The sequence below is a fragment of the Planctobacterium sp. R6 genome (genome assembly GCF_055755215.1).
The window spans coordinates 12808-38606 of the sequence record NZ_JBVTQY010000024.1 but is presented as its reverse complement, the minus strand read 5'-3'; the positions used below and the strand labels follow the sequence as shown (position 1 = coordinate 38606).

The following is a 25799-nucleotide window of genomic DNA, read 5'->3' as shown; positions in this document are numbered from 1 at the left end:
TAACTGAACGTCATAATACCTTTGAAAAGCGCTGAGCCGTTTGATGCTGGGGCAAATATTGGTCAAATACCATGCAGATATTTCGCACCAGCAATCTGGCACACTCATGAACCAGGATTTGCTTTTCCTGGATACTCACTAACCCGTCGTCAGCAAAGGTGCTCAGTGTCTGCAATTCCTGCGCAAAGTGCGACTTAAAGTCAATTTCGAATAACTCTTCGACTTCACTAAAACTCACATAAAGATTGGTCATCAATGCCCGGATAACAAAACCCCGAAGTTGATCCTCCTCTGATTGCACCAGGCCGCGTTCAATCGCATGTTGCTGTTCATCCAGTTGGCGGTAATAGTCAGCGGTATGCTTCAGGTTTTGGCTATAGATATGACACACGGAACTGATCGCGCTGACACCAAAGCCCAGCAGATCTGCATGTTGAATACTGCTGTACCCCTGAAAGTTTCGTCCGAGACGCCGCGCTTTGAGGGCCAGTGCCAGTTCATCATCGGGTTTGGCAAAATGATCAATGCCAATCATCACATAACCAGCCCGGGTCAATGTCATAACTGCCAGGCGCATCAAAGCCAGTTTGTGCTCGCCAGTCGGTAACCATTGGTCTTTTATCTTGCGCTGCGCCGGAAATTTCTGTGGCAGGTGGGCATAGTTAAACAGAGAAATCCGTTGCGGATCTATCGCCAGCACATCCTCAAGGGTTTGCTCAAAAGTCGCTAAATTTTGAAACGGCAGGCCATAAATCAGATCCAGATTCACCGAACCTATGCCGCTGGCGCGGGATACACGGCAAAGACGCTTCACCATATCCGTATCCTGAACCCGGTTGATGGCTATCTGCACCTGCGGATTCGTATCCTGGACACCCATGCTAATTCGGTTAACACCAAGTTCAGCCAACCCCTGTATATAGGCTTCTGAAGTTTCTCTGGGATCAATCTCGATACTGATTTCAGGATTGCAACGCACCTTGTAGTCATTGCAAATCCCCCACAAGATATCTTTGATTTCGGTAAGCGACAGCATACCCGGCGTACCACCACCAAAATGGATCTGCACTATCTGATGATTTTTGAACAGTGCAGCCCGTAAACTGATTTCTTTCCGCAGATAATGAACATACTTGCTGATCTTGTCGCGGTTGCGGGTGATCACCTTGTTGCAGCCACAGTAATAACAAAGGCTGTGACAAAATGGCACATGAATATAAATGGCCAGATCAGGGTTTACCGCTAACAGAGCGGCCTTTCGAAACTGTCGGTCGGTGAAGCTGTCTTTAAACTCCAGCGCCGTGGGGTAAGAGGTATAACGTGGTCCGGAAGTGGCATATTTTTCCAGTATTTTGCTGTTAAATAAAGCGCTGTTATCAGAGTACATGTACCGCCCAAGCCTGTTGTTAAATGGGTACTCAGCTTAACTTCTGGCAATTTCTAAACCTTAATCTGTATCAAGTTTTTGCGTGATCCTGGCCTGCATTTCTGCACAATCGTGCAAGCGTGCGCAGAATTCTCGTTTAAGGCAACAAAATCGTATAAAAAAGCACCACAGACAGGAAAAATTTTCTAAAAAAATAAGATGATTTCCTGACGCGTTCCGCTACAATCTGCGGTCCAATAATCAGGCTCTGCAACTGTTTCCAGCCAGACTTCGCCAAAGAGCCTGAACCTGATTTAGCAGTTTACACAGGAGATAAAACGAAATGGCGGCAGCTGTTTTTAATTTATCTGATATTAATAACCTGATGCGGGAGCTTCAGGGCGACGTGGTACTTTACCCCACCATTGAACACATATTTATGGAAAGCCTGTATCCGGATGGCATTATTCTGGATGCTCATGGTCGAACCAAAGCACAGGCGGAAGCCGCTGAAGAAAAGTTTTGGCCAGATTCCAGCCGCATTATCAGCAGCAAAATCCCCAGAGCGTTGCTCATGAAAAATGACAAAGGCTTGTACATTTGCAATAACCTGAAGGACGAACTGACCCCTTTCAGACGCGGTGCTATTGCCTTTGCGAAAGGCTGCAATCCAATATCTGATGACAACTGGGCTAAATACACCCGCCAAATTGCACCGGGTGAAGTGATTCAGATGGTGCCGATTGCGGATGTTGTAGCCGCTATCCGCGCAAAATCTGACACCCTGGTGGTTGAAATTGGTCAACCCAGTCAATCAGCAGCATAATCAAATGCCGGCAGTGTGAACAGCACGGCCGGCATTTAAGCTGATTTCACATTTAATGCCCTTTTTCCGCTTCCCCAAAAAACGCAATCAGGCTCACCGCAAATCTGCTCTCAGGTGGCAGAGTCATGAGGTTCAGATCACCCGCAAAACCATGAAGTCCATCCGGCTCCGGGTAAGAGATACCGGCGAGTTGGCACTGAGTTGCCCACATGGCATCACAGATCACGAGATTATTCGCTTTCTCGATGCCAGATCCGGATGGGTAGAGCAACAGCTGCAGCGTGTAATGGCAGCTAATCACAGCAAGGCAGAACAAAACAACGCCAGACAAGTCAGCCTGTGGGGTAAAGCCTTTTGTATCGAGGTGCGCCCGGCAATCAAAACGCCATTTGAAATTGACCAGCAAAACGCGACTATCTTTATCAGAACCCCAATTCAGCATCAGCAAGAAATTGCGCTATTGCACCAGAAAATCTGGCGCGGGGCGTTACAGAAGTATATGGAACAAGCATTGCCACTTTGGCAAGATAAGATGGGTGTCCATACAAAGTTTAGTGGTATCAGAAACATGAAAACCAAATGGGGCAGTTGCAACGTTACCCGGCACCGCATCTGGCTCAATGTGCAACTGGCTCAGTACCCGCGAAGCTGTGCTGAAATGGTTCTGGTGCATGAACTGGTGCATTTACTGGAAGCATCCCACAACAAACGCTTTTATCAGTTGATGGATCACTTCCTGCCTGACTGGCGCAATGCCGATCAGATACTGAAAACTCAGGTGATGTCAGTTTAGTGCTCTGGCCTCTTGAGGTACAACGCCACAGCAAATAAGAGCTCAAGTCCTCCCCCGATAAAGGCGGCAGCAAAAAACGGCCATTGCAAAATGGCAGCTAAAAACCCTGACGCCATTAGCAAACCACCTAACAGCCAATACAGGGTTAAACCGTATAAGGTCTGAAACATTAAATATCTGGCCCCTATGGCTACCAGCATAACGGGAAAGAACAGATGCGGATTGTACTGTGCCGCGACAAAAGCAACGAACAAGCCCCCAAATAACACGCCTAAACTCTCTATTGCCAATGTGCCCAGTTTGTTCTGCGCTGAATGTTTACCCGTTGCTCCTAAAAGTTTGGCTAACGCAACAGAAAGGGGAAAAATAAACAGACCTCCCAGAAACAGGGCCAACATGCTGCTGTGGGCGTTGCTATAAATACCCACGCTTCCCGCCAGACACCATATCAATCCGGAAACCAGCACGCCGGTTGCTCCGTTTACGTAAACGACACGCATTTCTGCCTGTGACTCTACCAATTCCATTTCCAGCCCCCTGATCATTGAAGTGCAGATAACCGGCCTGCCACTCAGACCCTGATATTTATCGACACTAAAATCTATCATGTTGTGAAGCAGCCCACATTATTGTTCTGATAGAAAACTTTCCATTGCCGATAAACAAAACACATGGGTATTATGACAAATACATTCTTATTTGTTTCGATAACAGGTCGTATTACAGCAGACGCCGGCCACTTTAAACTTCATGCGATTAATGTTCGGGTTTAAAAGTCGGTTTTAAGTGTTTCAGGCAAAATCCCGGATTTACGCCATACTTATAAAAAATTTCTGCTATCGGCTCGTGTGCTTTGTACCTGACGGTGGCACTTAACCTTATAAACTGGTTATGGGTAACAACAAGTGTCAGATTTAAATAATCAATATGATGTGAAAGACGTGGAATTTCTGGATAACTTTTTAACACACTGCACGATTAAAGAATATCGCCGCCATGCGGTGATTGTCAGACAAGGTGAACACACCCAAAAACTGTACTTTTTATTAAAAGGCTCAGTGTCGGTTACCCGTCAGCACGAAGGCGATAAAGATATTGTGTTAGCCTATCTCAATCAGGGCTCGTTTTTCGGTGAAATGGGGCTGTTTGACGAAAAATCTGAGCGCAGTGCTACCATTCGCACCCGTACAGTTTGCCAGGTTGCCGAAATCGCCTACGACAAATTCGAGATTCTGGCGCGCAGCCGTCCCGACATTTTAATGGCAATTTCCAAACAATTAACCGCACGTTTGCGTAAAACGTCTAAAAAAGTAACAGATCTGGCCTTTCTCGATGTTACCGGACGCGTTGCGGGTTGCTTACTGGATCTGATCAATCAACCCGATGCCATTACACACCCGGATGGCATAATGCTGAAAATCACCCGCCAGGAGTTGAGTCGTCATGTAGGCTGTACCCGGGAAATGGTGGGCAAGGTTTTAAAAAGCCTTGAAGATCAGGGATTAGTGGCCTTTGAAGGTCACAGTATTGTGGTTTTACAATAAATTTAAAAGGGGTTGTAGAAATCTACCAGGCTTGTTCGTCAGGGTATTGAAAACTCATAAAACTGGAGATACTTCATGAGCAATAACCTGACTTCTAACCACTTTTCCTGGTCTGAATTAATGACCTCAGCCCCAAAACAGGCGGTTGAGTTTTACGGACAATTATTTGGCTGGCAATTTGAAACCATGGATATGCAGGGGCAGGACTATTTCGTCGCCCTGTGCGACAAGGAAAAAATAGCCGGAATCATGGCTTGTCCAACGCCGGAACAACCACCTTGCTGGGGCCAATATGTTACCGTCTCAGACATTCAGGCCACCGCCGACAAAGTCCAATCACTCAATGGCACATTGTTAACGCCGCCAACTGCAATTGACGGTGTGGGATACTTTATTGTGTTTCAGGATCCCCAGGGTGCCCTGCTATCTGCTATACAATATGAACCTCAATCCGGAGCCTGAACCAATGAAATACCTTTTAATGATTTACGCTAACGAAGCCTGGGAGCAACAGCAAGGCGAAAGCTGGGATGACGCACTGGTGGCAAGATACAACCAGGTGGTGGAACAACTACAGCAGCAAAACGTCTTCCTGGATGGAAAAAGACTGACGCCGACTGAGACAGCCACCACAGTGAAGGTGCGCGAAGGTCAGACATTGGTATCAGATGGCCCCTTTGCGGAAACCAAAGAACAGTTGGGCGGGTTTTTCCTGGTGGAGTGCCGGGATTTGGATCAGGCGACAGAAGTTGCGGCCATGATCCCCAGTGCCGAATATGGCAGCATTGAAATCCGCCCATTGTGGTATCAGGAATAGCGTGTCAGTCACCCTGCTGGAAAGCACGTACCGCCAGTATTCGCAACCGATGCTGGCGTATTTATTGCGCCTCACCGAAGATTTAGATCAGGCTCAGGAAATTTGGCACGAAACCTTTCTGCTGGCATTGCAACAATGGCCTCAAAAGCCCCCTGAAAATCCACCAGCCTGGTTAAAAATCACCGCTAAAAATAAATTCATAGACAAATATCGCCATCACCAAATGACCCGGGAAAAAGTCCAACAGTTGGTTTCTGAACAACAGGAAGCCACTGACGAACTGACAGATACACAATTTGGTGATGAGCAACTAAAGCTGATCTTTACCTGTTGTCATCCGGCACTGGAATTCGACAAACAAGTGGCATTGACCCTGAACACGGTAGCCGGATTAACCACCGCGGAAGTGGCACAAGCATTACTGTTGTCACAAAAGACACTGGAACAACGTCTCACCCGAACCAAACGCAAGATAAAGCAGGCGGCAATCCCCTTTGTGATCCCTGAGCCAAAGCATCTGCCGGGAAGACTTAACGCGGTATTAAAAACCCTCTACCTGATGTTCAACAGCGGCGCAAATCAAAGAGAAGATACACTGGAATTGCAAAAAAATGCCTGTTTTTTGGTGCGGCGATTGTCCCGGTTAATCCCACAGCAGGCTGAAACAGAAGGTATGTTAGCCCTGATGTTATTCCATCAGGCTCGACAACCAGCTAGATTTGATGCAAGCGGAGAAATTATCCCGCTGTCAGAACAAAACCGGGCGTTATGGCACCCGGATTACATCACAGAGGCCCATGAAATACTGAAGACAGCCATGCAAAGACAAGCTTTAGGGGTTTATCAAATTCAGGCTGCAATTCAGGGAGTGCACTGTCATACAAAGCAATGGTCAGATACCGACTGGGCTGAAATAGAAGCTCTGTACAGAGTGCATTTGAACCTTGATACGTCACCCGTTGTAGAGTTAAATGCCATCTATGCAATGAGTATGTCTCGTGGTCCTGAGTGTGCGATAGCACAACTTAATCAATTGGAAGCTTCTGCAGCGCTGGCACAATACGCGCCATTTTATGCCGTTAAAGCAGATATTTCCCTGCGATTGAAAAATATACCGGCCGCGATAGAAAATTTTACTCTGGCAGAAATGTTCAGCAGCTCGAGTCATGAAAAGAATCACTTTGCCAGGCAAGCAGAGACTTTGCGACAGGCCTGACAGAATAAAATAAATACGCCTTCCTGAAGTTGGCATACACCATGCTTTCAATAATACTGAACTTTAAGAGCTGTCAAAAATATCTTGTTATAGGTGAATATTTGCTGGCAGATAATCGTTAAAGTTGGAAACAGATAAAGCCGATAACCTGTGTATACCGACCGGATAAATTGGGTTATGGGCGAGCACGCCCGGAAATAACAAGGTCAATTTCCGCGCGAGTCGACGTAAGGTAATTCAGGAGGCTGTATGTCTTGTTTAACCAGAAGTATGCAGAAACAGTTAGGCAAATACATTAAACGCAATGCACAATCAGATTGGCTGCAAAAACCAGACAAAGTCCATACAGAACTGGTAAACAAAGGGGTTTGCCCCTCAGATGTGACAGTAGATCAGTTAGCCATCATTATTAAAGATGTGCAAACCGGCTGACCTGCATGAAGCGCGTCATTTACAACTGGCGCAGCTGATTTTGCAGTAACAGATTGCCTGAATGTAACATTCAATCTGAGAAACATATTTTGTTTTTGTCTAAATCACGGACATAAGCGGAAAAGCGAGGCCCTCTCTGATTTGGTTGGCCTTCGCAGGTACCTCCCAGGTTAATAGCCTTGTTGTACAGCTTTACAACCTGATCCCCCGTTCCCACATTGAAGCCCAACATAGTCCCATTGCCATTTGTTGCTGGTTGTTCGTTAAATGGCAGCGCAACAGCAAATGCAAAATCCTCTCCCAACCAGTAGGTCATCCTGTCAGAAGCCTTCAGCTTTTGTAAATTTTCACTCTCAAACAGCACATCGTAAAACCTGGTAGCAGCATCCATATTGTTTGTGCCCACAACAAAATAATTCATTTTCATCGTCTGATATCCCCGGAAATACAAAAACCACACCCTAACGCCCCCCACTACCAATATCTGTCAGCAGTCCCTAACATGACACCCATCAAAATTACCTGGACAAAATTAAGAGCGAATTAAGTAGACAGCCATCAAAACTGTACTTAGGTACAGTTTTCAAACTCACTGATTTGTGCAAAATAGAAGTAATTCTTATCAGACTCAGGAGGAGTTCAGATGCCAAAAGCCAGGAAGGCACAAATCAGCCTTGAAGATACCCCCTATTACCATTGTGTTTCCCGCTGTGTGCGCAGGGCCTATTTGTGTGGTCAGGACAAACTCACCGGCATCAGCTATGAACACCGCCGTCAGTGGGTTCAGGACCGGATTCATTTTTTATCTCAGATATTCGCCATTGATGTCTGTGCCTATGCCGTGATGAGCAACCACACGCACCTTGTTTTACACATCCATAAAGCTTTGTCAGACAGCTGGGATACTGAAGAAGTGATTCACCGCTGGCACCGGTTACACAAAGGTACATTGCTGAGTCACCAGTTCCTGAATCCTGTGCAGCGACAACACATGCATGAACCTCAAATGGCTACCCTTGCGGAAACTGTTGAAGTCTGGCGACAACGACTCACCGATATCAGCTGGTTTATGCGCTCATTAAACGAATACATTGCCAGAGAGGCCAACAGGGAAGATGAGTGTACCGGCAGGTTCTGGGAGGGACGTTTTAAATCCCAGGCGTTACTGGATGAAGCGGCACTTGCTGCCTGCATGGCGTATGTGGATTTAAACCCAATCAGGGCCGGCATTGCCAAAACGCCGGAACAATCTGACCACACCAGTATTCAGTATCGCATCAATGCTGCCAGAGCAGGTAAAACACCGCGATATCTGACACCTTTTGTCGGAAGTCACAACGATGACAGGCCCCACGGCCTGCCTTTTCAATTAGCCGATTACCTGGCACTGGTGGATATCACCGGCAGAGCAATCGTGCCGGATAAAAAAGGGGCAATTGACGGCTCTGTACCCGCGATGCTGCAGCGCATCAACATTACACCGATGCAGTGGCAGGAGCTTACCACCCAGTTTGAGGATTGTTTTCACCACGCCGCGGGCAGTGAGTCTTATCTTGAGGCCTACCGGCATCGACACAAACTAAAACGGCTCAGAGATAAAAACAGCGCGATACGGTTGTTTGGATAACATCCCCCACTCCTTACGCAAATTAAGCTCGATTACTGTCAAGGTAAGGTCTGCCCGTACATGCAGACGCAACAAATGGTTGCTGTTGCACGCGAAATTCAAAAAACTGCCCGCAAAAAACTAAGAAACACCCGCAAAACTGCTGATCACGCCTTGTTCATTGACAAATCTTGTCCATTAACAGGAAGTTGGACCTGGAATTTAACATGGCTGTCTTGATAAAAACTCTGATAAAAATCAATGCTGTAGTTTAAACAATAATTCCGCCAGATCGGGTTGCCACTGAAACGTCTTTAATTTCACCCGGTTGTTTAGCACTACGACATTTTCTTCCTGCAATAGTCCGGTTTGAAGCAAGGCGTGTTCGCTACCCGGTGGAAATGCGATCCGGCCATCTGAACGTAACACACGATACCAGGGTACCTGCAGCGCTTTGGGCGCGTATCCCAACGCTTTACCCACCATACGGGCTCGTCCCGGCAGACCGGACAAATCCGCAATTTGTCCATAACTTGCCACCTTTCCCGACGGAATTTGTAATGTGGTTTGCCAGATTCTCGCGTAAGATGGGTGTCCTGTATCTTTTGTATTTTGATTGTTTTCCTGCACGCTTAAAGACTCCTCGTATGGCCAGACGTTATTGTTCAAATTGCCTTTTTCCGGAAAAAACCTGCATATGTGCCCTGGTAGCGCAATTTCAGACGATTTCTTATTCGGGGGCCATACATGTTCTGCAGCATCCGGATGAAATTCAGCATAGCAAAAACACCTTGCGCCTGGTAAAACAATTGCTGCCTTCAGTACAGATCTGGTGCGGTGAGGCCGCGACTGACTTTGCCGCTTTAACACAACTCACTGAAAAACAGCCTCACCAATGGGGCTGCTTTTTCCCCACGGCAAATAGCCACCCGCAATCAGGTGCGCAGCCTGATTTGCCATCGTGCAATTTGATCTACATTGATGCCACCTGGCGCAAGGCCAGAAAAATCTGGCATTTAAATCCCTGGTTATGGGACATCCCCTGTTACAGGCTGACCGAAGCGCCAGTTGGTCAATACCGTATCAGGAAAAATCACGCTCCAGGGCAACTATCAACCTTAGAAGCCATTGCCTATAGTCTGGAAAACGTCATCAACACCCAGGATTTATTAACCTTATTTGAGCAATTTCAGCAACGCACTGAATCCTTTTCTGCAACCGGACCGGATAACCCCTCTTTACAAGAGTAATTTTTTACCGTAAACCTGAGCCATCAGCGAAAAGTACTCAAATTACGTCAGGCGGATTTTTAAAATTTCTCTATACTAGAGTTGGCGTATTTATCATCTCGTTAAAGGACTGAGCTTTTTACCACTATGAAAAGTCGGATTGTTAAAGGATTAATCACTTTCTGGATACTGGCGGTCAGCCACTGCTGGCAGCTGACCAATGCAGAAACGAGCAGATTAGAACTCACAGAAGCTGCCCACTTTGTTCCCGTCGCGCAAAATCAACAGCTGTACAGCAAATCAGCCCCCCCTCCCGCAGCCGCATCAGAGCTATCCCAGTGGTTGGCACAATTAACTCCCATCGGACAGGATTCCGACTCTCAGGGTCAACTGGTGGTTGTCAGCAAACTGCTTAACACCACGCAACAAACGCGTTGGTTCGTGAACCCCATCAGCCCCATTGCTGAAACTGTACACCTGTACTTTTATGAAGATCAGGCACAACAGTCAGGAACAAGCGGATTGCATCACATGGGCGATATCAATCTGCAACAAGGCAATTACATAGACATTCCCACCGGTGTCACCGGTACCCTGTTGCTGATTTTCGAAAGCCAGTTCACCCTGGTGGCACCTAAAATAAAACTCATCGCCGAACATGCAGTTAATGACCAGGTAAACAGCAAATCCATTTTGATGTTGTTAGCGCTTGGTATGTTGTTGGCCCTGAGTATCTACAACGTATTTTTATTTTACGCCAGTAAAGAACTGACCTATTTGTATTTCACATTTTGCTCGGCCTTTTTGGCGTTTGGCTGGGCCAATATCATCGGCCTATTAAAGCTGTTTTTTAATCCATTGCCGGACCTGTTTTTAATTCCACCGTTTTTATTGAGCGCCGCTTTTTCTATTTTATTTACCCGCGCCTTCCTCAATCTCAAAACCATATCCGGGCTATTGGACAGCGTCTTAATGGCTTCCTTCTGGATATGCATTGTGGTGACCCCCATCACCGCCTTTTTGCCTCTGATAGGCATTTTTGTCGCATACGCCTCAGTTTCACTGGTGATTGTAACCAGCCTGATTGCCGGTGCTATCGCCTGGCGTCGACAGTATAAGCCAGCCCGCTTTTTTATTTTTGCTTACTCGGCGTTTGCCCTGCAATCCATTCTCTGGAGCGCAGCATTTCTGCATCCGGCCATCGATACCTCCGTCAGTATTATTTTTATCGGTCTGCTATCCAGCACCACCGGCTGTATTCTGCTGTCTTTATCACTTGCCGCTAAGGTCAGTCTGATCACCATGGAAAACCGGCAGTTTGCCAACAACCTGGAACAAAAAGTTTATGAACGCACCGAAGCCCTGGCTGAAGCCAATGTTGCTTTAGAACACCTGATCAGCGAACTTCAGGAAGCCAGTAGTGCCAAAAGCCACTTTCTGGCCAATATGAGCCACGAGATACGAACGCCACTAACAGCGATTATTGGTTATGCAGACGGGATATTGGAAGGCGATATCAATCGCGAAGAACAGGATCGGGTGTTACGCGTCATTTCCCAGAACGGAAACCACCTGCTGCACATTATCAGCGACATCCTGGATATCAGTAAAATCGAAGCCGATAAGCTGGAATACGAAATGTTGCCCTGTTCTATCGTGGAAGTGCTGAGTCAGGTGGAATCGGTGATAGCTCACCGGGCCAGAGACAAGGGCCTGGGGTTCAGTTTAAATTATCATTTTCCTATCCCATCTGAGGTCACCACCGATCCCTATCGCTTTAAACAGATCCTGTTGAACCTGACCAATAATGCGGTGAAATTTACCGAACAAGGCCAGGTGGATATTGATATCAATTTTACCGACCCTGAACTGGTAGTGACCGTCAAAGATACCGGTATTGGCATGTCGCAGGAAAAACTCAATGCCATCTTTGATCCCTTCGAGCAGGGCGGCGCATCAGTGTCCCGACAATTCGGCGGCACGGGATTGGGCCTGAGTATTTCCCGGCGTCTCGCCATAGGCCTGGGTGGAGACATTTCTGCGCACAGTTCGCCGCAGCTTGGCGCCTGCTTTGAAGTGCGCATCAAGGCTTGCCCGACTCCCCAATCAACTATGTTACACTCTGTATCCGAATTTATGGAAAGCCGTAATGATGCTACGGAACCATCTGCAGAAATGCCCGACTTCTCCGGCAACAAAATTCTCCTGGTAGACGACCACCCAAATAACCGGGATCTGATAAAAATCATTCTCAAACGTATGAATGTTGAAGTCTCAGAAGCCGAGGATGGTGACTCTGCATTACAGATGGTATTTGAAAACGAATACGATTTGATACTTATGGATATACAGATGCCCAGAATGCGGGGAGATGAAGCCACTGAAACCTTGCGCAAGTACGGCTATACTTTACCTGTAATCGCGTTGACCGCAAACAATATGAAACATGAGATCGAGGAGTACATGCGCAAAGGCTTCACCGGTCATTTAGCCAAGCCCATTGTGAGACAGGACTTCATCGCCACACTCACTAAACACCTGAGATCTCAGGGGAGTACCGACAGTTTGTTTAGCAATGATGAGATGTTGCCTTTGGTGATCGACTATCACCGTGACCTGATCAAACAACTGGATAGTTTTGAACATCACTGGGCACAACAAGAACTACAGGAAGCAGGTGAAATAGCCCACCGTATCAAAGGTGCCGCCGGATCCTTTGGGTTTGCTCTGGTGGGCCAAAAGTTTGCCGATATAGAACAGTTGCTGAAAGCCGGTGAACAGGAAAAGCTCAACGCGGTAGTGCCACCGTCGCTCAAACTGGCCCGACTCTGTTGTGAGTTACCGGGTATTGAGATACCCCAGGCAGTAGCGCGTCATGATATGGACGTGGAACTGTTACTCACAGAATTGCAGGCTTTTGTTTTGCGAATAGACGACGAAATTGCCCAACTCTGGGCATGTCTGACACGGGGCGAATTCAATATTGCCAAACTTTACCTGAACAGAATTACCCCCAGAGCCAAAAAGTTCGCCTGGCAACCGTTGTGGCAATTAGCCACCGAGATGGAAGCGACAATACAAGCTGGTCAATCCGACGTTAGCCAGGTCCAGGCGTGGCAATCCCAATTCGAAACCCTGATTGATTCTGTCAAAAATCGATTTGTTGAAGCTGAATTTTAGCGCCTGCTGAACTTTCAACAAAGAAATCGGGGAATTGTGATTTTTTGGGCTATGCTTTGAACCATATAGCAAGTTGATTTGGAGCGGCCAGTTGCGTACGGTACTTTTTTGCACTGTCATACTGATATCCATGGCACTATTGTGCGCCAGCCTTGCCGCGCAAAACAGCAAAGCAGAGCAAAACAACACTAACAGCCACCAAATCACACTAAAACTCTGCTACGAAGAGCAAGAGTTAGCCCCCTACTTTTTAGGCACAGGCCCGGCCCCCCCAAAAGAAAATCCGGGCATTTTTGTGGAACTGATGAAAATTATGGAATCCAGAATTCCCGGTCTGACGATTGAGTTTCACCGGGTTCCCTGGAAACGTTGTCTCAATGAACTCAAACACAATCAGTCTGATGTGCTGATTGCCGGATTCAGACCCGCCAGAGACAATATCGGACTGTACCCAAAATTCAATGGCATGCCCGACAGCAAGCAAGCGTTGCTCACCTCACAATACTGTTTGTTCACCCACGCCGACAGTCAATTCAGCTGGAACGGCCAGGAGTTTAAATACATACCAGACAAACCCATCAGTGTGCCTCAGGGCTACAGTATTGTGGAATTTCTGGAGCGCCATGATGTGCCTCTGGTATTAACCAATTCTTCGCATTCCGCGATGGAATTATTAGCCAAATCAGTGACCGCCGGCGCTGTCACTTATTGTGAGTCTGGGGGCAGCTTTTTGTGGCAAAATGCCGGGCGCTCAATGAACATTATTGCCCATTCACCGGTACTGGTCACAAAACACGGATATCTGGTGTTCAGCAAAGCATTTGCCCATACACATCCGGAACTGGTCAATACTATCTGGCAAACAGCCAGCCAGATTCGGCAGCAGCATTTCAGTGAATTACTGGGAAAATACGAGGCCTTAAAAAGCCAATAACGCCTGTTCTCGGCCCTACAGGATCACGCCCTGGGTTTTCAATATTTGCAGTTCCGTCTCGTCCATTCCCAGTAACTCAGCAAATACCTGATGATTGTGGCTACCGACTTTATCTCCCGGCCAGTCGGTTTTTCCCGGAGTATTGGTCAGCCTGGGTAAGATTGCCGGAACTTTTAGCGGTTTACCGTCGATTTCAACGGATTCAAACAATGCTCGGGCATTAAAGTGAGGGTCTTCCATCATGTCTTTGGCATTGTAGATGGGGCCGGCCGGTACCCGGTATTCAGCCAACACATTCAGCACACTTTCCGCACTTTGTCCGGCGCACCAGTGTTTTAACACAGCGTCAATTTCAGCTTCGTGCACCACCCGGCCACTGTTGTTTGCTAAGCGCGGATCGTCTGCTAAATCTTCCCGATGCGCCGCCTGCATTAACCGTTTGAAAATGGAGTCGCCGTTACCGCCTATCACCACATATTTGCCGTCTTTACAACAATAGGTATTGGTGGGTACGATGCCGGTAACCGTTGTTCCGGATGCCTCTCGCACTACCCCGGCCCCAGAATATTCGGGGATCACGGCTTCCAGTAAATTAAACATGGATTCATACAACGCCACGTCTACCACCTGTCCCTGATGCTGCTCGTCTTTTTGGCGCTGAATCAGGGCTAAAGCGATACCCAAAGCCGCATGAATACCTGAAATCGTATCGCCGAGACTCAGATTAGGTCGCACCGGCACATCGCCCGGATAACCGTTCAGATGCCTGAAACCGCTTATACCCTCACAAACAGAGGCAAATCCGGGCTTTTGCGAATAGGGCCCGGTTTGACCAAACCCGGAAATGCGCGCATACACCAGTCCGGGATTGAGTGCCTTTATTTGTTCCGGACCCAGGCCCCAATTCTCCATGACACCGGGACGAAAGTTTTCAATCAGTACATCGGCTTTTGCCAGTAACTTTTTGGCCACGTCACGCCCGGCCTGTTGTTTCAGATCCAGGGTAACGGATTTTTTATTACGACCAATGCTACGCCACCACAATGAAGTGCCGTCCTGAACTTCTCGCCAGCCGCGAATGGGATCACCGCCCGGCGGTTCGACTTTGATCACTTCGGCGCCGAAATAACCCAAAATACAACCGGCAAAAGGTCCTGCCAACAATTGTCCAAATTCGATAACTCTGATGCCATCAAGCGGTCTGCCGGGATTGGCTTGTGATCCGTTTTTCATTGATATTTTCCTGAATAAAGCGCCAGCTTTTAAAAAATACTACAGTGAAACCGCAGGAGAAAGTCTGGCATAGCGCAACAGCGCAAGACTGATCAATGCCACTGTGGTAAAACAAATCACAACCGGATAGGCCGTTGCGTTGTATAGTTGGCCCACCAGCACGGCCACCGTCACTGACATCAGGCTGGACAACGACCCCACCACCGAATTGCCGATGCCCGCCATTCCGCCCAGCCACTCCATAGACATGGCATTGATATTGCCGAAGATAAAACCCATAAAAAACAGGATAAACATAAAACAACTCAGAAATAACCACATCGGCGGCACCCCAAAATTAAACCAGGTACCCAGCAAAAGCAACAGCCCCACAGCCGTCATGCCCAACAGCGCCCACACCGAAACCCGGTGCATTCCGTAACGCACTACAATACGACTATTGATAAATGCTGAGGCCCCGACACCAGCGGCCAGCAACGCAAAATACAGAGGAAATTCATCCACCACCTGATAAAAGTCACTGAACATCGCTTGCGAGGTACTCAGATACACTAACATTGCCCCAAATGTCAGGCCGGTGACTGAGCAATACGCCATCACTCGTCGGTGCCCCAGAATCAATTTGAGACAGTGGAACAAGTTGCTGAACGACAAGGGAATGCGTCTTTCAGGTAACAAGGTTTCTGGCTGACGCAATAAAAACCAGCTGAGTACCAACACGGAAAATATCAAAAAGGCAACAAATATGGCGCGCCAGCCAAACTGTAGCATGATCACCTGGCCCAACAACGGCGCCATCATAGGCACCAGTATAAATATCACCATGATCACTGACATGATCTGCGCCATTTGCTCACCGCGGTACAAATCTCTGATCAATGCTCTTGCCCCAATCCGACTACCGGAAATGCCAAAGCCCTGTAAGACCCTGCCCAGCAATAAGAGGGTTAAGCTTTGCGAGAAAATGGCGATTAAAGTCCCCACAAGATAACAGGCAACGCCGGCCACAACCGTCTTGCGCCGCCCGTAAGCATCGGAAAATGCACCAAACAACATTTCCCCGAAGACTGAGCCCAGGATAAACATGCTGATCACCAGTTGCGTATCGTTGCTGTCAGTGATCAGCAAATCCCGGGCAATCAGAGGCAACGCCGGTAACATGGCGTCAATAGTTAGTGCCGTCAACGACATAAGCAGGGCAAACAGAGCTATAAACTCTGTTTTCCCCATCGGTGTATCTTTCAAGGTGTTTTTCTCAGCGAGATATTGTTCAGTCAGCTAAGTGCCGGGCGTGGAACAACATGTGTTTTTCAATAAAGGTAGCAATGAAATAATAGCTATGGTCGTAGGATTTATGAGCGTGATACTCTACCGCTACGTCCTTTTCTTCCGCCACCTGCCATAGATTTTCCGGTTTGAGTTGTTCCTGCAAAAACTCATCATCGAGCCCCTGCTCAATCAAAATTGGTAGGTGGCATTCGATGTTCCCCAGTAAATAGGTCGCATCATATTCGCACCAGTCACCAGGGTCTTCTCCCAGATAACCGGTAAAGGCTTTAATACCCCAGGGACAATCCATCGGATTTGCAATAGGGCTAAAGGCCGAAATACTTTTAAACTGATGCTGATTGCGCAGCCCAATGACCAGTGCCCCATGCCCGCCCATTGAATGACCCATGATACTTTGCTGGCCATTGCTCGGAAACTGACTGTGGATCAGTTCCGGCAATTCTTTTGCAATGTAATCATACATCTTGTAATGGGTGTCCCAGGGAGGCTGAGTGGCATTGACATAAAACCCCGCCCCCTTACCAAAATCGTAATAATCCACATCCGGTACAGACTCGCCCCGTGGCGAGGTATCCGGGGCCACCAGAATCACGCCCAATTCCGCAGCAACCCGCTGGGCTCCGGCTTTTTGCATAAAATTTTCTTCGTTGCAGGTCAGCCCCGACAACCAGAAAATCACCGGACATTTGGCCCCTTTCAGCGCCTGTGGGGGCTGGTAGATGGCAAAGCGCATCTTGCAGTGAGTCGAGACGGCAACGTGTTCATAACGGGCTAATTGCCCTCCAAAAACACGGGTATTCGATAGCTGTTTCATGCGCAAAACCTCCTCTGAACCTGGTTAAATTAAAAGTGAATAACAGAACGGATACTCTTGCCTTCGTGCATCAGGTCAAAAGCGTCGTTGATCTCATCCAGTGGCAAGGTGTGAGTGATAAACTCCTGAAGTGGAATATCACCTGCCAGATACTGCTCTACGATGCCTGGTAATTCAGAGCGGCCTTTGACACCACCAAACGCCGTGCCACGCCAGACTCTTCCGGTGACCAGCTGGAAAGGCCGTGTGGAAATCTCCTGACCGGCACCAGCCACACCAATAATAACGGATTCACCCCAGCCTTTGTGGCAGCATTCCAGGGCGCTGCGCATCACGTCAACATTCCCGATACATTCAAATGAAAAGTCCACGCCACCATCGGTTAACTCGACAATAACTTCCTGAATAGGTTTATCGTAATTTTTCGGATTGACACACTCCGTGGCCCCTAACTTTTTGGCCAGCTCAAACTTGGACTCATTGATGTCGATGGCAATTATGCGGCTGGCCCTGGCCATAGCCGCGCCAATTACCGCGGATAATCCGATGCCGCCCAGACCAAATATCGCTACCGTGTCGCCGGCTTTAACCTTCGCGGTATTGAGTACCGCACCCATGCCGGTTGTAACACCACATCCCAGCAAACACACTTCCTCCAACGGAGCGGCTTTATTGACTTTTGCCAGTGAAATTTCAGGTAAAACGGTGTACTCAGAAAACGTAGAGCAGCCCATGTAGTGATATATGGGTTGGCCATTTATAGAAAATCGCGTGGTACCGTCGGGCATCAATCCTTGTCCCTGGGTGACCCGGATCTTCTGGCACAGGTTAGTTTTACCGGATAAACAGAACTTACACTCGCCACATTCCGGGGTATACAATGGGATCACGTGATCTCCCGGCACCAGGCCGGTAACACCTTCGCCCACCTGTTCCACAATACCACCTCCTTCGTGACCTAAAATGGCCGGGAAGATCCCCTCAGGATCGTCACCCGACAAGGTAAAAGCATCAGTGTGACACACGCCACTGGCGACAATGCGAATGAGCACTTCACCCGCCTGTGGCGGCATAACATCAACTTCTTCAATTTTCAAAGGCTCACCTGGTCCCCAGGCAACGGCGGCGCGAGATTTGATAGTTTGTACTGTCATGCTTGTTCCTTTTTTATAATGTGATGCGATACGTGGCCTTCATAGTAGCTGAAGACCGTGTCGATACGATGAACATCGAATGTTTGCTCTGGTCATTGCTAAAGCACACCAGAGCTACAGGTAAAAATAGATTTATACCGATTAGTAGTAAATAAGGAGTCTATCAGATCAGTAGCCACAAAAGATAAAAAATTGCGAAACCGGTTAAACAAAACAAACAGCATTTTGTAAACAAATAATACCCCGGGCTGACCCGACAATCTTCCGGCACATGTCCCAGATTCAGCGCCTTCATATTCAGCCAGGCAAACCAGGGGGCAGCCAAAAAAGACACCGTAGTAGCAAAATCCACCAGCGACTTAAGTTGACCGGAAAACAACAGGATGATCCCCAGGCCACCAGCCGCAATCACCGGTATGGACAGATGATAGCTAAGCTGGTGTTGCTCATCACTGAGATGCAGTTGTTTCTCTGCAATACGGGTAATCACCTGACTAAAACCATCGGCAACCGCAATACAGGTGGAAAACATTGCGATAAAAATCAGAATTGCCACCACCGGACGACTCCAGTCACCCAGCACCTGGGTAAAGATGTCGATCAGTTGCGCCGAAAAGCCGATGGCACTGTTGCTAAGCTCGATACCTCTGCCATATAAAATCTGGGCTCCCAAAGACAAAAACAACAGCGCCAGTAAACAGCAAAATAGATAGCCCATATTAAAGTCTAACAACCGATTTTTCAGTCTCTGCAAGCTTGCCACCTGGGTGCCTTGCTGTGATTCGGGGTTTTGCTGTTCCAGTTTTTGTTGTTCAACCACCCAAAATGAATGCCACACCGACACCTCAATCGCCGTAGGCATCCAGCCCACCAGAGCCACCATAAAGGCAATGCTGGCGGCATCCAATAACGGCGCCGCAACCGGTGCTCCGGCAGGTAAAGGCGGCATATCGGTAAATACCGTGGCGATCAGAGTGATAACGCACAACACCATAAACACCAGCATCATGATTTTCATCAGTTTATTTAACAGCGCGTAGCCACCGGTGATCAGCAATATCATGCTGGCAAACAACACCAGTGCTGACCACATCCCGATGCTCCAGCCAAAGGGCAGAATATTAGCGATGACCCCTGCAGCCACGATGGTAACGGCCGCCTGAATAATAAACATGGTACTGAAGGTGATCAGTACTACCGGGATATAAAACCTGCGGCCCATTCGGTGATAGGCATCCAACAGGTTTTCTCCGGTGGCCGCTGCGTATCGTGGCCCTGCCTGGAAAAATGGCAGTTTTACCAGATGTGCCAGGATGATCAGCCCCACCAGCCAGTAACCAAAGTCAGCACCGGCCCGGGTTGACTGAACCACGTGAGACACGCCAATACTGGTGGCGGCAAATACCAGGCCCGGGCCCAGTAACATAAACAGGTTGCGCATCGTCATTGTTGTAATTTCTGCTAAGCGTTTTTTGGGATTCTGTCACATTATACCGTTCCCATTAAATAATTAATGCGTTCGGTATCGCCACCTACCTGCCTCAGATGCGATAGTCCGTGGACATTTCCACGCCGTTAGGGGAGAATCTGGCGATCAAAATCGTTTAAGTTATGCCATGTCTGCCAGTAATAAGCCGCTCAATTTAAAAGAAGTCTCCCGATTATTAGGGGTCTCCACCGCAACGGTATCTAATGCCTTTAACCGCCCTGACCAACTGTCAGAAGCATTGCGACAGCGGATCCTCAAAGAAAGTGCGGAATTAGGCTACCATGGCCCTAACCTCGCAGCTCGCTCGTTGCGCAAAGGCAAATCCGATGTGGTCGCCGTGGTACTGGCAGATACCCTGAGTTACTCCTTTTCCGATCCGGTGGCCAGCCAGTTTTTACAGGGCGTCTCCGAAGTGTTGTCGCACAAGAAAAAACAACTGTTGTTGTTGTCCAGCAGACTGGCCTCTAAAGAACAAAGCAGTGCAGAGTCCCTGCCCGATGGTTTCATTTTTTATGGCGCCCCCAAAGGCGATGCCTTTGAGCGTATCAGTCGCAGCGGTAAACCCATCATCGCGGTGGACTTCGAGCAAGGCAAAGTGCCTTCGCTGAACATCAATAATCAGGCCGCCGCCAGGGCGGTTGCTTTACACGTCATAAGGGAATCCGAAGAGCGTGTAGCGGTCGTCAGTTTAAGGTTGATCGCCTCAGACAGAGTCTGCCGTCTGGAAAAAGCGGATTTACAGGCTGAATGCAAAGAGGTGATTGCTTATAACCGCCTGCAGGGTTATTTGCAAGCCTGTCAGGAAAAAGGCGTTGATCTGCCCCCCCATATGATTTGGCATACCCCAATGAATACGCCGGAAATGGCGGAAAAAGCGGCTTATGAGGCACTGACGATTACCCCCCGACCCACTGTTATTCTGTGCATGAGTGATGTATTGGCGCTGGGGGTTTTGCGGGTTGCACAATCCTTACACATTCGTGTACCCGAGGATCTTCGCATCGTGGGATTCGATGACATTCCCGAGGCCAACCGCTGCACTCCCTCACTCACCACTGTATGTCAGCAAAGTATTGAAAAAGGTCGTATTGCAGCCCGCTGTTTATTTGATAGTGATAACCCGCAAGCACAGCTGATGGAAACCCGCCTGGTGGTGCGTCGCAGTTCCGGCGACACGCACTAGCATAGCTTACAAATCAGGGTTGCCGACCAGCCACAGCACCTGCAACGGTGACAGGCGCAGTTGCCCATTTTGCACCTGAGGTTTGCTGCGGGTGATTAAGTCTGTGCCCTGGGCCAACCAATTCCGCCCGAGATTCGCTACGCTAACGGTTTGCTCATAGTCACTAAAATTCACCAACGCCAGCAGCTCCCTGTTGTCTTGCCCCTGCCTGACATAAGCAAAAATATGCTGATTGCCCGTATCAAGAATTAGGGTGTCTGATTCTCCAAACAATGGATTTGACTGGCGTATTTTAATCATGTGCTGTAACCCCTGTGCGATGCGATTGCTGACCGTGCCGGTTTCGCTTGCTTTCGCCATGGTTTCATCAGTGACGGCAATCCGGTGCACCCAACGGGCGTCGTGTACCTGAGTGGGATCCTGTTCATAGCCATAATCATTAAGCAGACCCAGTTCATCACCGGAATACAACAGCGGAACACCACCAATACTCAGGATCACGCTGTGTAACAACAAAATTCGGTCGATAGCCTCATTGATTGCCGCATCATCACCGCTTGTCAGGGCTTTTTCCAGTCCCGCCAGACTGGCCAGTGAACCACACACCCGACAATCACCGTTTGTCGGGTTTTCCTGGAAGGCCACTCCCTTAGCAAAACTGCCTTCAAAACGGTCTACGTAAAACTGATTCAAAAAATAACGGTGATCATGACCATTGATCCCCAGTTGCCCGGCGACGGCATCATCAAACGTCCAGCCGATATCATCGTGACAGCGCACATAGTTTACCCAGGCGCAACGGGGATTTATGGCAAAACTCTTGCGCATCGACTGGGTTAACAGCCGGGTTTTACGGGTGGCCAGACTGTTCCACAACAGAGCCATCAGCAACGGGTTGTAAGACAACTGACACTCTTGCGGAGCAATATACTTATTCACTTCATCAGGGTGAACTATGGCTTCCGATTTAAACACCACGGAAGGGGCTACCACCTGTAAACAGGCATTAAATGCCTGGATCAGGGAATGGGCTTTGGGTTGATTTTCACAATTCGTGCCCAGTTGTTTCCAGATAAACGCCAGTGCATCCAGGCGCAATGCTTCGCAGCCCATATTCGCCAGATACAACATTTCTTCAGTAATGGCGTTAAACACCGCAGGATTACCGTAGTTGAGATCCCACTGAAAACTGTTGAAGGTGGTCCACACCCATTTACCTGCCACCTCATGCCAGGTGAAGTTACCCCGGCGCACCTGTGGAAAAATTTCTCTTAAGTTTTGCTCGTAAGCATCGGGTAAACGGCGATCGTCAAACAGGTAATAATACTGCTGATACTCTTCGTTGCCCTGCTGCGCTTGCCTGGCCCATTCGTGTTCGTCGGAAGTGTGGTTAAACACAAAATCCAGTACCAGGCTGATACCGGCTTTTGACAATGCGTCCGCCAGGTTTTTCAGATCCTGATTGCTCCCCAAATTGGGACTGACAGTACGGTAGTCGGACACCGCATAACCACCATCACTGTCACCTTCCGGCGATAAATACAGTGGCATCAAATGCAGGTAGGTGATCCCCAGATTTTGCAGATAAGGAATGCGTTGCTGTAACTTTTGTAAATCACCGGCAAACAAATCCACATAACAGGCCATTCCCAGCATGTTCTCCTGGCGATACCAGTTGGGTTGTTGCAGGCGCTGTTTGTCTTTGCGTTTTAAGCTGGCGGATCGGGATTTATACCCTGCTGCCAAATTTTTTACCAGGGTCTGTAAATGGTAGTGAAAATCATATCTGTGACCATAAAGCTCCAAATATAATGCAAACAGGGTTTCAAACTGATCTTCCAGACGCTGGCGAAAGGCGTTTTTTTCAGATGCTTTTACACCATTTAAAAAAGACTCCACATCCAGTCTGGAAAGTGTCAATTTCGCTTCTTTTGCAATATTCATAGGCACACCAACTTAATCGTTTTAGCTAAATTCATTATATAACTTTTGCACCAGGCCACCATCAGACAAAAGTTTTAATTAACATGTGTTTTACATTTGTTAATTGTTCTGTTAACTTAATCTTAATCGTTTAAGTTGAAAGGTCAAGTGTTGTGTTTTGGCCGCAATAACTTAAGCAATTCCCAAAACACACACTATGCTATTTTTTGTAGGAGAATAAGATGAGCAAGCAACGCAACCCCATTGCCATGGCTGTCGCATTCGCTTTAACTGCCAGCCCTTTACTGGTTAACGGTCAGGAAGCGGAGTCGCAAGACAGCACTGCTGATGTATTGGACTTTGAGAAAATTATGGTTACCGGCTCTGCCCGCGCCACATCCCGTATGGACTCCAGTGTCTCGTCCAGTACGCTCAGCCCGGGTGATTTCGCCGTGGCTACCCCCAGAGCGACTGCAGAGATATTTCGCTCTATTCCGGGTATTCGCTCTGAATCCACCGGCGGGGAAGGCAACGCCAATATCGCAGTGCGCGGCTTACCGGTGGCCGCCGGCGGTGCTAAATTTCTGGTACTGCAAGAAGATGGCTTGCCGGTAATGCAGTTTGGTGATGTTGCGTTTGGGAATGCCGATATTTTCATTCGCGCTGACTCGACTATCTCCGGCATTGAAGCCATTCGCGGTGGTTCATCTTCCACTATGGTGAGTAACTCACCGGGCGGTGTAATCAACTTTATCAGTAAAACCGGGGATTTTGGAGGTGGCAGCGTGGCCACCACCTTTGGCCTGGATTACGACAGTTTCCGCACCGATTTTGAATACGGCGATTACATCAATGATTCTACCCGCTTCCACATCGGTGGTTTCTTCCGGGAAGGCGAAGGTCCAAGAGAAACCGGCTATAACGGTAACTCCGGAGGCCAGATTAAGGCCAACTTCACCAAAGACTTTGAAGCCGGGTTCGTCCGGGTTTATATCAAACATCTGGATGATAAGAGCACCGGCTATTTACCCATGCCCATGTATGCCAATGGCGACTCCATAGAGGGTTTCGATGCTCAGGCTGACACGCCCCACTCTGTGTACTTACAGGATACGCTGCGCATAAACGGCGACGGCCAAATCAGTCGTGGCGATCTGCGCAACGGCATGCATCCGGTGGTGAACAGTATCGGATTTGAAGCCAATTTTGACCTGGGTGAAGACTGGCAAATGATTAACCGCTTCCGCAAATCCAGCGTTTCCGGCGAGTTTATCGCCCCGTTTCCGGCGGAAGTCGGTGGAGCCAGCAGCATCGCGCAAAGTATTGCCGGTGAAGGGGCCGGATTAGTTTATGCCAATGGCCCTTCAGCCGGGCAGACATTCTCGGATACCACCGGCAATGGTTTGGTGATGCGGGTACACACTTTTGATGTCGAAATGGAAGACTTCGACTCCTACGCCAACGACCTGAAACTATCCCGCGATTTTGACAACATCTCGCTCACCCTGGGTTACTACAAAGCCCGCCAGAACCTGAAAATGTCCTGGTTGTGGAATTCCTATCTGATGGAAGTCAAAGGCGATAATGCCGCCTTGTTAGATGTGGTGGCACAGGATGGTACCGCCTATTCAGACAACGGACTTTATGCTTATGGTGTGCCGTTTTGGGGTAATTGTTGTCAGCGCAATTACGACACCCAGTATAACCTCGACGCCCCTTATATTGCGGTTGCGGGTGAGTTTGGTAACTGGAGTTTAGAGGCCAGTTACCGCCATGACGCCGGAGATGCCACAGGCTCTTATGCCGGGGCGGTCACCAGTAGCATTGATATGAATGGCGATGGTGTTATTTCTGTTCCGGAACAAAATGTCGCTTCAGCGGACCAGGCCAACGTTTCGCCGGTCAATTACCGTTGGAGTTACAATTCCTATTCGATTGGTGCCAACTATCGCATTGATGATGACATGGCGGTTTTTGGGCGCATCAGCCAGGGTGGTCGCGCAAATGCTGACCGTCTGTTGTTCGGCAAAGTACGTCCTGACGGCTCTGTCGCCAAAGAAGACGCCGTTGATATGGTGGATCAGTACGAATTAGGTCTGAAGTATCGTCAGGACGGTTTAGGTTTATTCGTAACCGGTTTTTATGCCGAAACCGAAGAACAAAACTTCGAAGCCACCACCCAGAACTTCTTTGACCGGGTGTATGAAGCCCTGGGAGTTGAAGTGGAAGCGGCCTATGTAGTCAACGACTGGACCTTTAAAGGTGGCTTTACCTGGACCGATGCAGAAATTGTTGAAGATGCGCTTAATCCGGCAGTTGAAGGCAATACGCCGCGCCGTCAGGCTGATGTGATCTATCAGTTAACCGGTACCTATCAGTTTGACAGTGGCAGCGCCGGACTTAACCTAATCGGTACCACTGACGCCTATGCCCAGGACAACAATGATCTGAAATTCGATGGTTACACTCAGGTGAACGCCTTTCTGGACTACAGTATTACAGATAGCCTGACTGTGGCATTGAACGTCAATAATCTGTTTGATGAAGTCGGTATTACCGAAGCCGAGGAAGGCAGTGCAGCAGCAACGGATATCATCCGTGCCAGGGCAATCAACGGCCGTACTACGTCGGTAACGTTGAAATACCAATTCTGATAAAACGCTGGCCGCGGCGGGTTACCCAAAGCGGCCAATAAGGTAAAAACGCAATACAATCTAGTCGATTTTGCTCCGGAGGATTAATCCCATGTCTGATCTGCAGGCACAACATC

The 25799-nt window shown here is 48.4% G+C and carries 23 protein-coding genes; 13 read left to right on the top strand and 10 right to left on the bottom strand.

The window, feature by feature from the left end; genetic code table 11:
* Nucleotides 1-10: 10 nt before the first annotated feature.
* A complete protein-coding gene (gene hemN / locus AC0J20_RS15065; protein ID WP_473022297.1) occupies nt 11-1387 on the bottom strand; it encodes an oxygen-independent coproporphyrinogen III oxidase in 1377 nt (458 codons plus the stop codon).
* Nucleotides 1388-1709: 322 nt separating this feature from the next.
* On the opposite strand from hemN, the gene AC0J20_RS15060 reads away from it, so the two are divergent.
* Nucleotides 1710-2192, top strand: coding sequence for a DUF3085 domain-containing protein (locus AC0J20_RS15060; RefSeq protein WP_473022296.1), 483 nt, complete (start codon nt 1710-1712; stop codon nt 2190-2192).
* A gap of 55 nt (nt 2193-2247) precedes the next feature.
* A complete protein-coding gene (locus AC0J20_RS15055) occupies nt 2248-2985 on the top strand; it encodes a M48 family metallopeptidase (protein WP_473022295.1) in 738 nt (245 codons plus the stop codon).
* Here the strand turns inward: AC0J20_RS15055 and AC0J20_RS15050 are convergent.
* On the bottom strand, nt 2982-3593 hold the full coding sequence (locus AC0J20_RS15050; protein WP_473022293.1) for a DUF7010 family protein: 612 nt from the start codon (nt 3591-3593) through the stop codon (nt 2982-2984). The genes AC0J20_RS15055 and AC0J20_RS15050 overlap by 4 nt on opposite strands.
* A 297-nt stretch (nt 3594-3890) precedes the next feature.
* Here AC0J20_RS15050 and crp point away from each other — a divergent pair, with 297 nt between their 5' ends.
* The 5 genes from crp to AC0J20_RS15025 all read left to right on the top strand — a co-directional run bounded on the left by crp (nt 3891) and on the right by AC0J20_RS15025 (nt 6994).
* Nucleotides 3891-4529: a cAMP-activated global transcriptional regulator CRP gene (gene crp / locus AC0J20_RS15045; protein WP_377307080.1), complete on the top strand. Its 639-nt coding sequence runs from the start codon at nt 3891-3893 to the stop codon at nt 4527-4529.
* A 75-nt stretch (nt 4530-4604) separates the two neighbouring features.
* Nucleotides 4605-4991 carry a VOC family protein gene (locus AC0J20_RS15040; protein ID WP_473022292.1) on the top strand — a complete coding sequence of 129 codons (387 nt, stop codon included), beginning with the start codon at nt 4605-4607 and terminating at the stop codon, nt 4989-4991.
* Nucleotides 4992-4995: 4 nt separating this feature from the next.
* Entirely contained in the window at nt 4996-5346 is a 351-nt protein-coding gene (locus AC0J20_RS15035; protein ID WP_229530131.1) for a YciI family protein, read from the top strand.
* Nucleotides 5306-6562, top strand: a complete 1257-nt coding sequence (locus AC0J20_RS15030) for an RNA polymerase sigma factor (protein WP_473022291.1) — start codon at nt 5306-5308, stop codon at nt 6560-6562. Before AC0J20_RS15035 ends, AC0J20_RS15030 begins: the two co-directional genes overlap by 41 nt.
* Nucleotides 6563-6811: 249 nt before the next feature.
* Nucleotides 6812-6994 carry a hypothetical protein gene (locus AC0J20_RS15025; RefSeq protein WP_229530129.1) on the top strand — a complete coding sequence of 61 codons (183 nt, stop codon included), beginning with the start codon at nt 6812-6814 and terminating at the stop codon, nt 6992-6994.
* A 70-nt stretch (nt 6995-7064) separates the two neighbouring features.
* On the opposite strand, the gene AC0J20_RS15020 is transcribed toward AC0J20_RS15025, so the two are convergent.
* Entirely contained in the window at nt 7065-7421 is a 357-nt protein-coding gene (locus tag AC0J20_RS15020) for a VOC family protein (RefSeq protein WP_473022290.1), read from the bottom strand.
* Nucleotides 7422-7637: 216 nt separating this feature from the next.
* Between AC0J20_RS15020 and AC0J20_RS15015 the strand changes: the two genes are divergently transcribed.
* Entirely contained in the window at nt 7638-8621 is a 984-nt protein-coding gene (locus AC0J20_RS15015) for a transposase (protein WP_473022289.1), read from the top strand.
* 237 nt (nt 8622-8858) lie between these two features.
* On the opposite strand, the gene AC0J20_RS15010 is transcribed toward AC0J20_RS15015, so the two are convergent.
* Nucleotides 8859-9230 carry an MGMT family protein gene (locus tag AC0J20_RS15010; RefSeq protein ID WP_473022326.1) on the bottom strand — a complete coding sequence of 124 codons (372 nt, stop codon included), beginning with the start codon at nt 9228-9230 and terminating at the stop codon, nt 8859-8861.
* Nucleotides 9231-9247: 17 nt separating this feature from the next.
* On the opposite strand from AC0J20_RS15010, the gene AC0J20_RS15005 reads away from it, so the two are divergent.
* The 3 genes from AC0J20_RS15005 to AC0J20_RS14995 all read left to right on the top strand — a co-directional run bounded on the left by AC0J20_RS15005 (nt 9248) and on the right by AC0J20_RS14995 (nt 13943).
* On the top strand, nt 9248-9850 hold the full coding sequence (locus AC0J20_RS15005) for a tRNA-uridine aminocarboxypropyltransferase (RefSeq protein ID WP_473022288.1): 603 nt from the start codon (nt 9248-9250) through the stop codon (nt 9848-9850).
* A gap of 126 nt (nt 9851-9976) precedes the next feature.
* Entirely contained in the window at nt 9977-13009 is a 3033-nt protein-coding gene (locus AC0J20_RS15000) for a response regulator (protein ID WP_473022286.1), read from the top strand.
* A gap of 91 nt (nt 13010-13100) precedes the next feature.
* Entirely contained in the window at nt 13101-13943 is an 843-nt protein-coding gene (locus AC0J20_RS14995) for a type 2 periplasmic-binding domain-containing protein (protein WP_473022285.1), read from the top strand.
* Nucleotides 13944-13958: 15 nt separating this feature from the next.
* On the opposite strand, the gene AC0J20_RS14990 is transcribed toward AC0J20_RS14995, so the two are convergent.
* The 5 genes from AC0J20_RS14990 to AC0J20_RS14970 all read right to left on the bottom strand — a co-directional run bounded on the left by AC0J20_RS14990 (nt 13959) and on the right by AC0J20_RS14970 (nt 19881).
* On the bottom strand, nt 13959-15176 hold the full coding sequence (locus AC0J20_RS14990) for a CaiB/BaiF CoA transferase family protein (RefSeq protein ID WP_473022284.1): 1218 nt from the start codon (nt 15174-15176) through the stop codon (nt 13959-13961).
* Between the two features lie 39 nt (nt 15177-15215).
* Nucleotides 15216-16421, bottom strand: coding sequence for a multidrug effflux MFS transporter (locus AC0J20_RS14985; RefSeq protein ID WP_473022283.1), 1206 nt, complete (start codon nt 16419-16421; stop codon nt 15216-15218).
* A gap of 25 nt (nt 16422-16446) precedes the next feature.
* Nucleotides 16447-17280 (bottom strand): S-formylglutathione hydrolase, encoded by an 834-nt coding sequence (fghA, locus tag AC0J20_RS14980; RefSeq protein ID WP_229530121.1) that lies wholly within the window; start codon nt 17278-17280, stop codon nt 16447-16449.
* Nucleotides 17281-17309: 29 nt separating this feature from the next.
* Nucleotides 17310-18434 (bottom strand): S-(hydroxymethyl)glutathione dehydrogenase/class III alcohol dehydrogenase, encoded by a 1125-nt coding sequence (locus AC0J20_RS14975; RefSeq protein ID WP_267498304.1) that lies wholly within the window; start codon nt 18432-18434, stop codon nt 17310-17312.
* A 163-nt stretch (nt 18435-18597) separates the two neighbouring features.
* Nucleotides 18598-19881 carry an Nramp family divalent metal transporter gene (locus tag AC0J20_RS14970; RefSeq protein WP_473022282.1) on the bottom strand — a complete coding sequence of 428 codons (1284 nt, stop codon included), beginning with the start codon at nt 19879-19881 and terminating at the stop codon, nt 18598-18600.
* A gap of 169 nt (nt 19882-20050) precedes the next feature.
* Between AC0J20_RS14970 and AC0J20_RS14965 the strand changes: the two genes are divergently transcribed.
* A complete protein-coding gene (locus tag AC0J20_RS14965; protein ID WP_229530119.1) occupies nt 20051-21106 on the top strand; it encodes a LacI family DNA-binding transcriptional regulator in 1056 nt (351 codons plus the stop codon).
* A gap of 6 nt (nt 21107-21112) precedes the next feature.
* On the opposite strand, the gene AC0J20_RS14960 is transcribed toward AC0J20_RS14965, so the two are convergent.
* Nucleotides 21113-23050, bottom strand: a complete 1938-nt coding sequence (locus tag AC0J20_RS14960; RefSeq protein WP_473022281.1) for an amylosucrase — start codon at nt 23048-23050, stop codon at nt 21113-21115.
* Between the two features lie 221 nt (nt 23051-23271).
* Here AC0J20_RS14960 and AC0J20_RS14955 point away from each other — a divergent pair, with 221 nt between their 5' ends.
* Nucleotides 23272-25683, top strand: a complete 2412-nt coding sequence (locus AC0J20_RS14955; protein WP_473022280.1) for a TonB-dependent receptor domain-containing protein — start codon at nt 23272-23274, stop codon at nt 25681-25683.
* Nucleotides 25684-25799 lie beyond the last annotated feature (116 nt).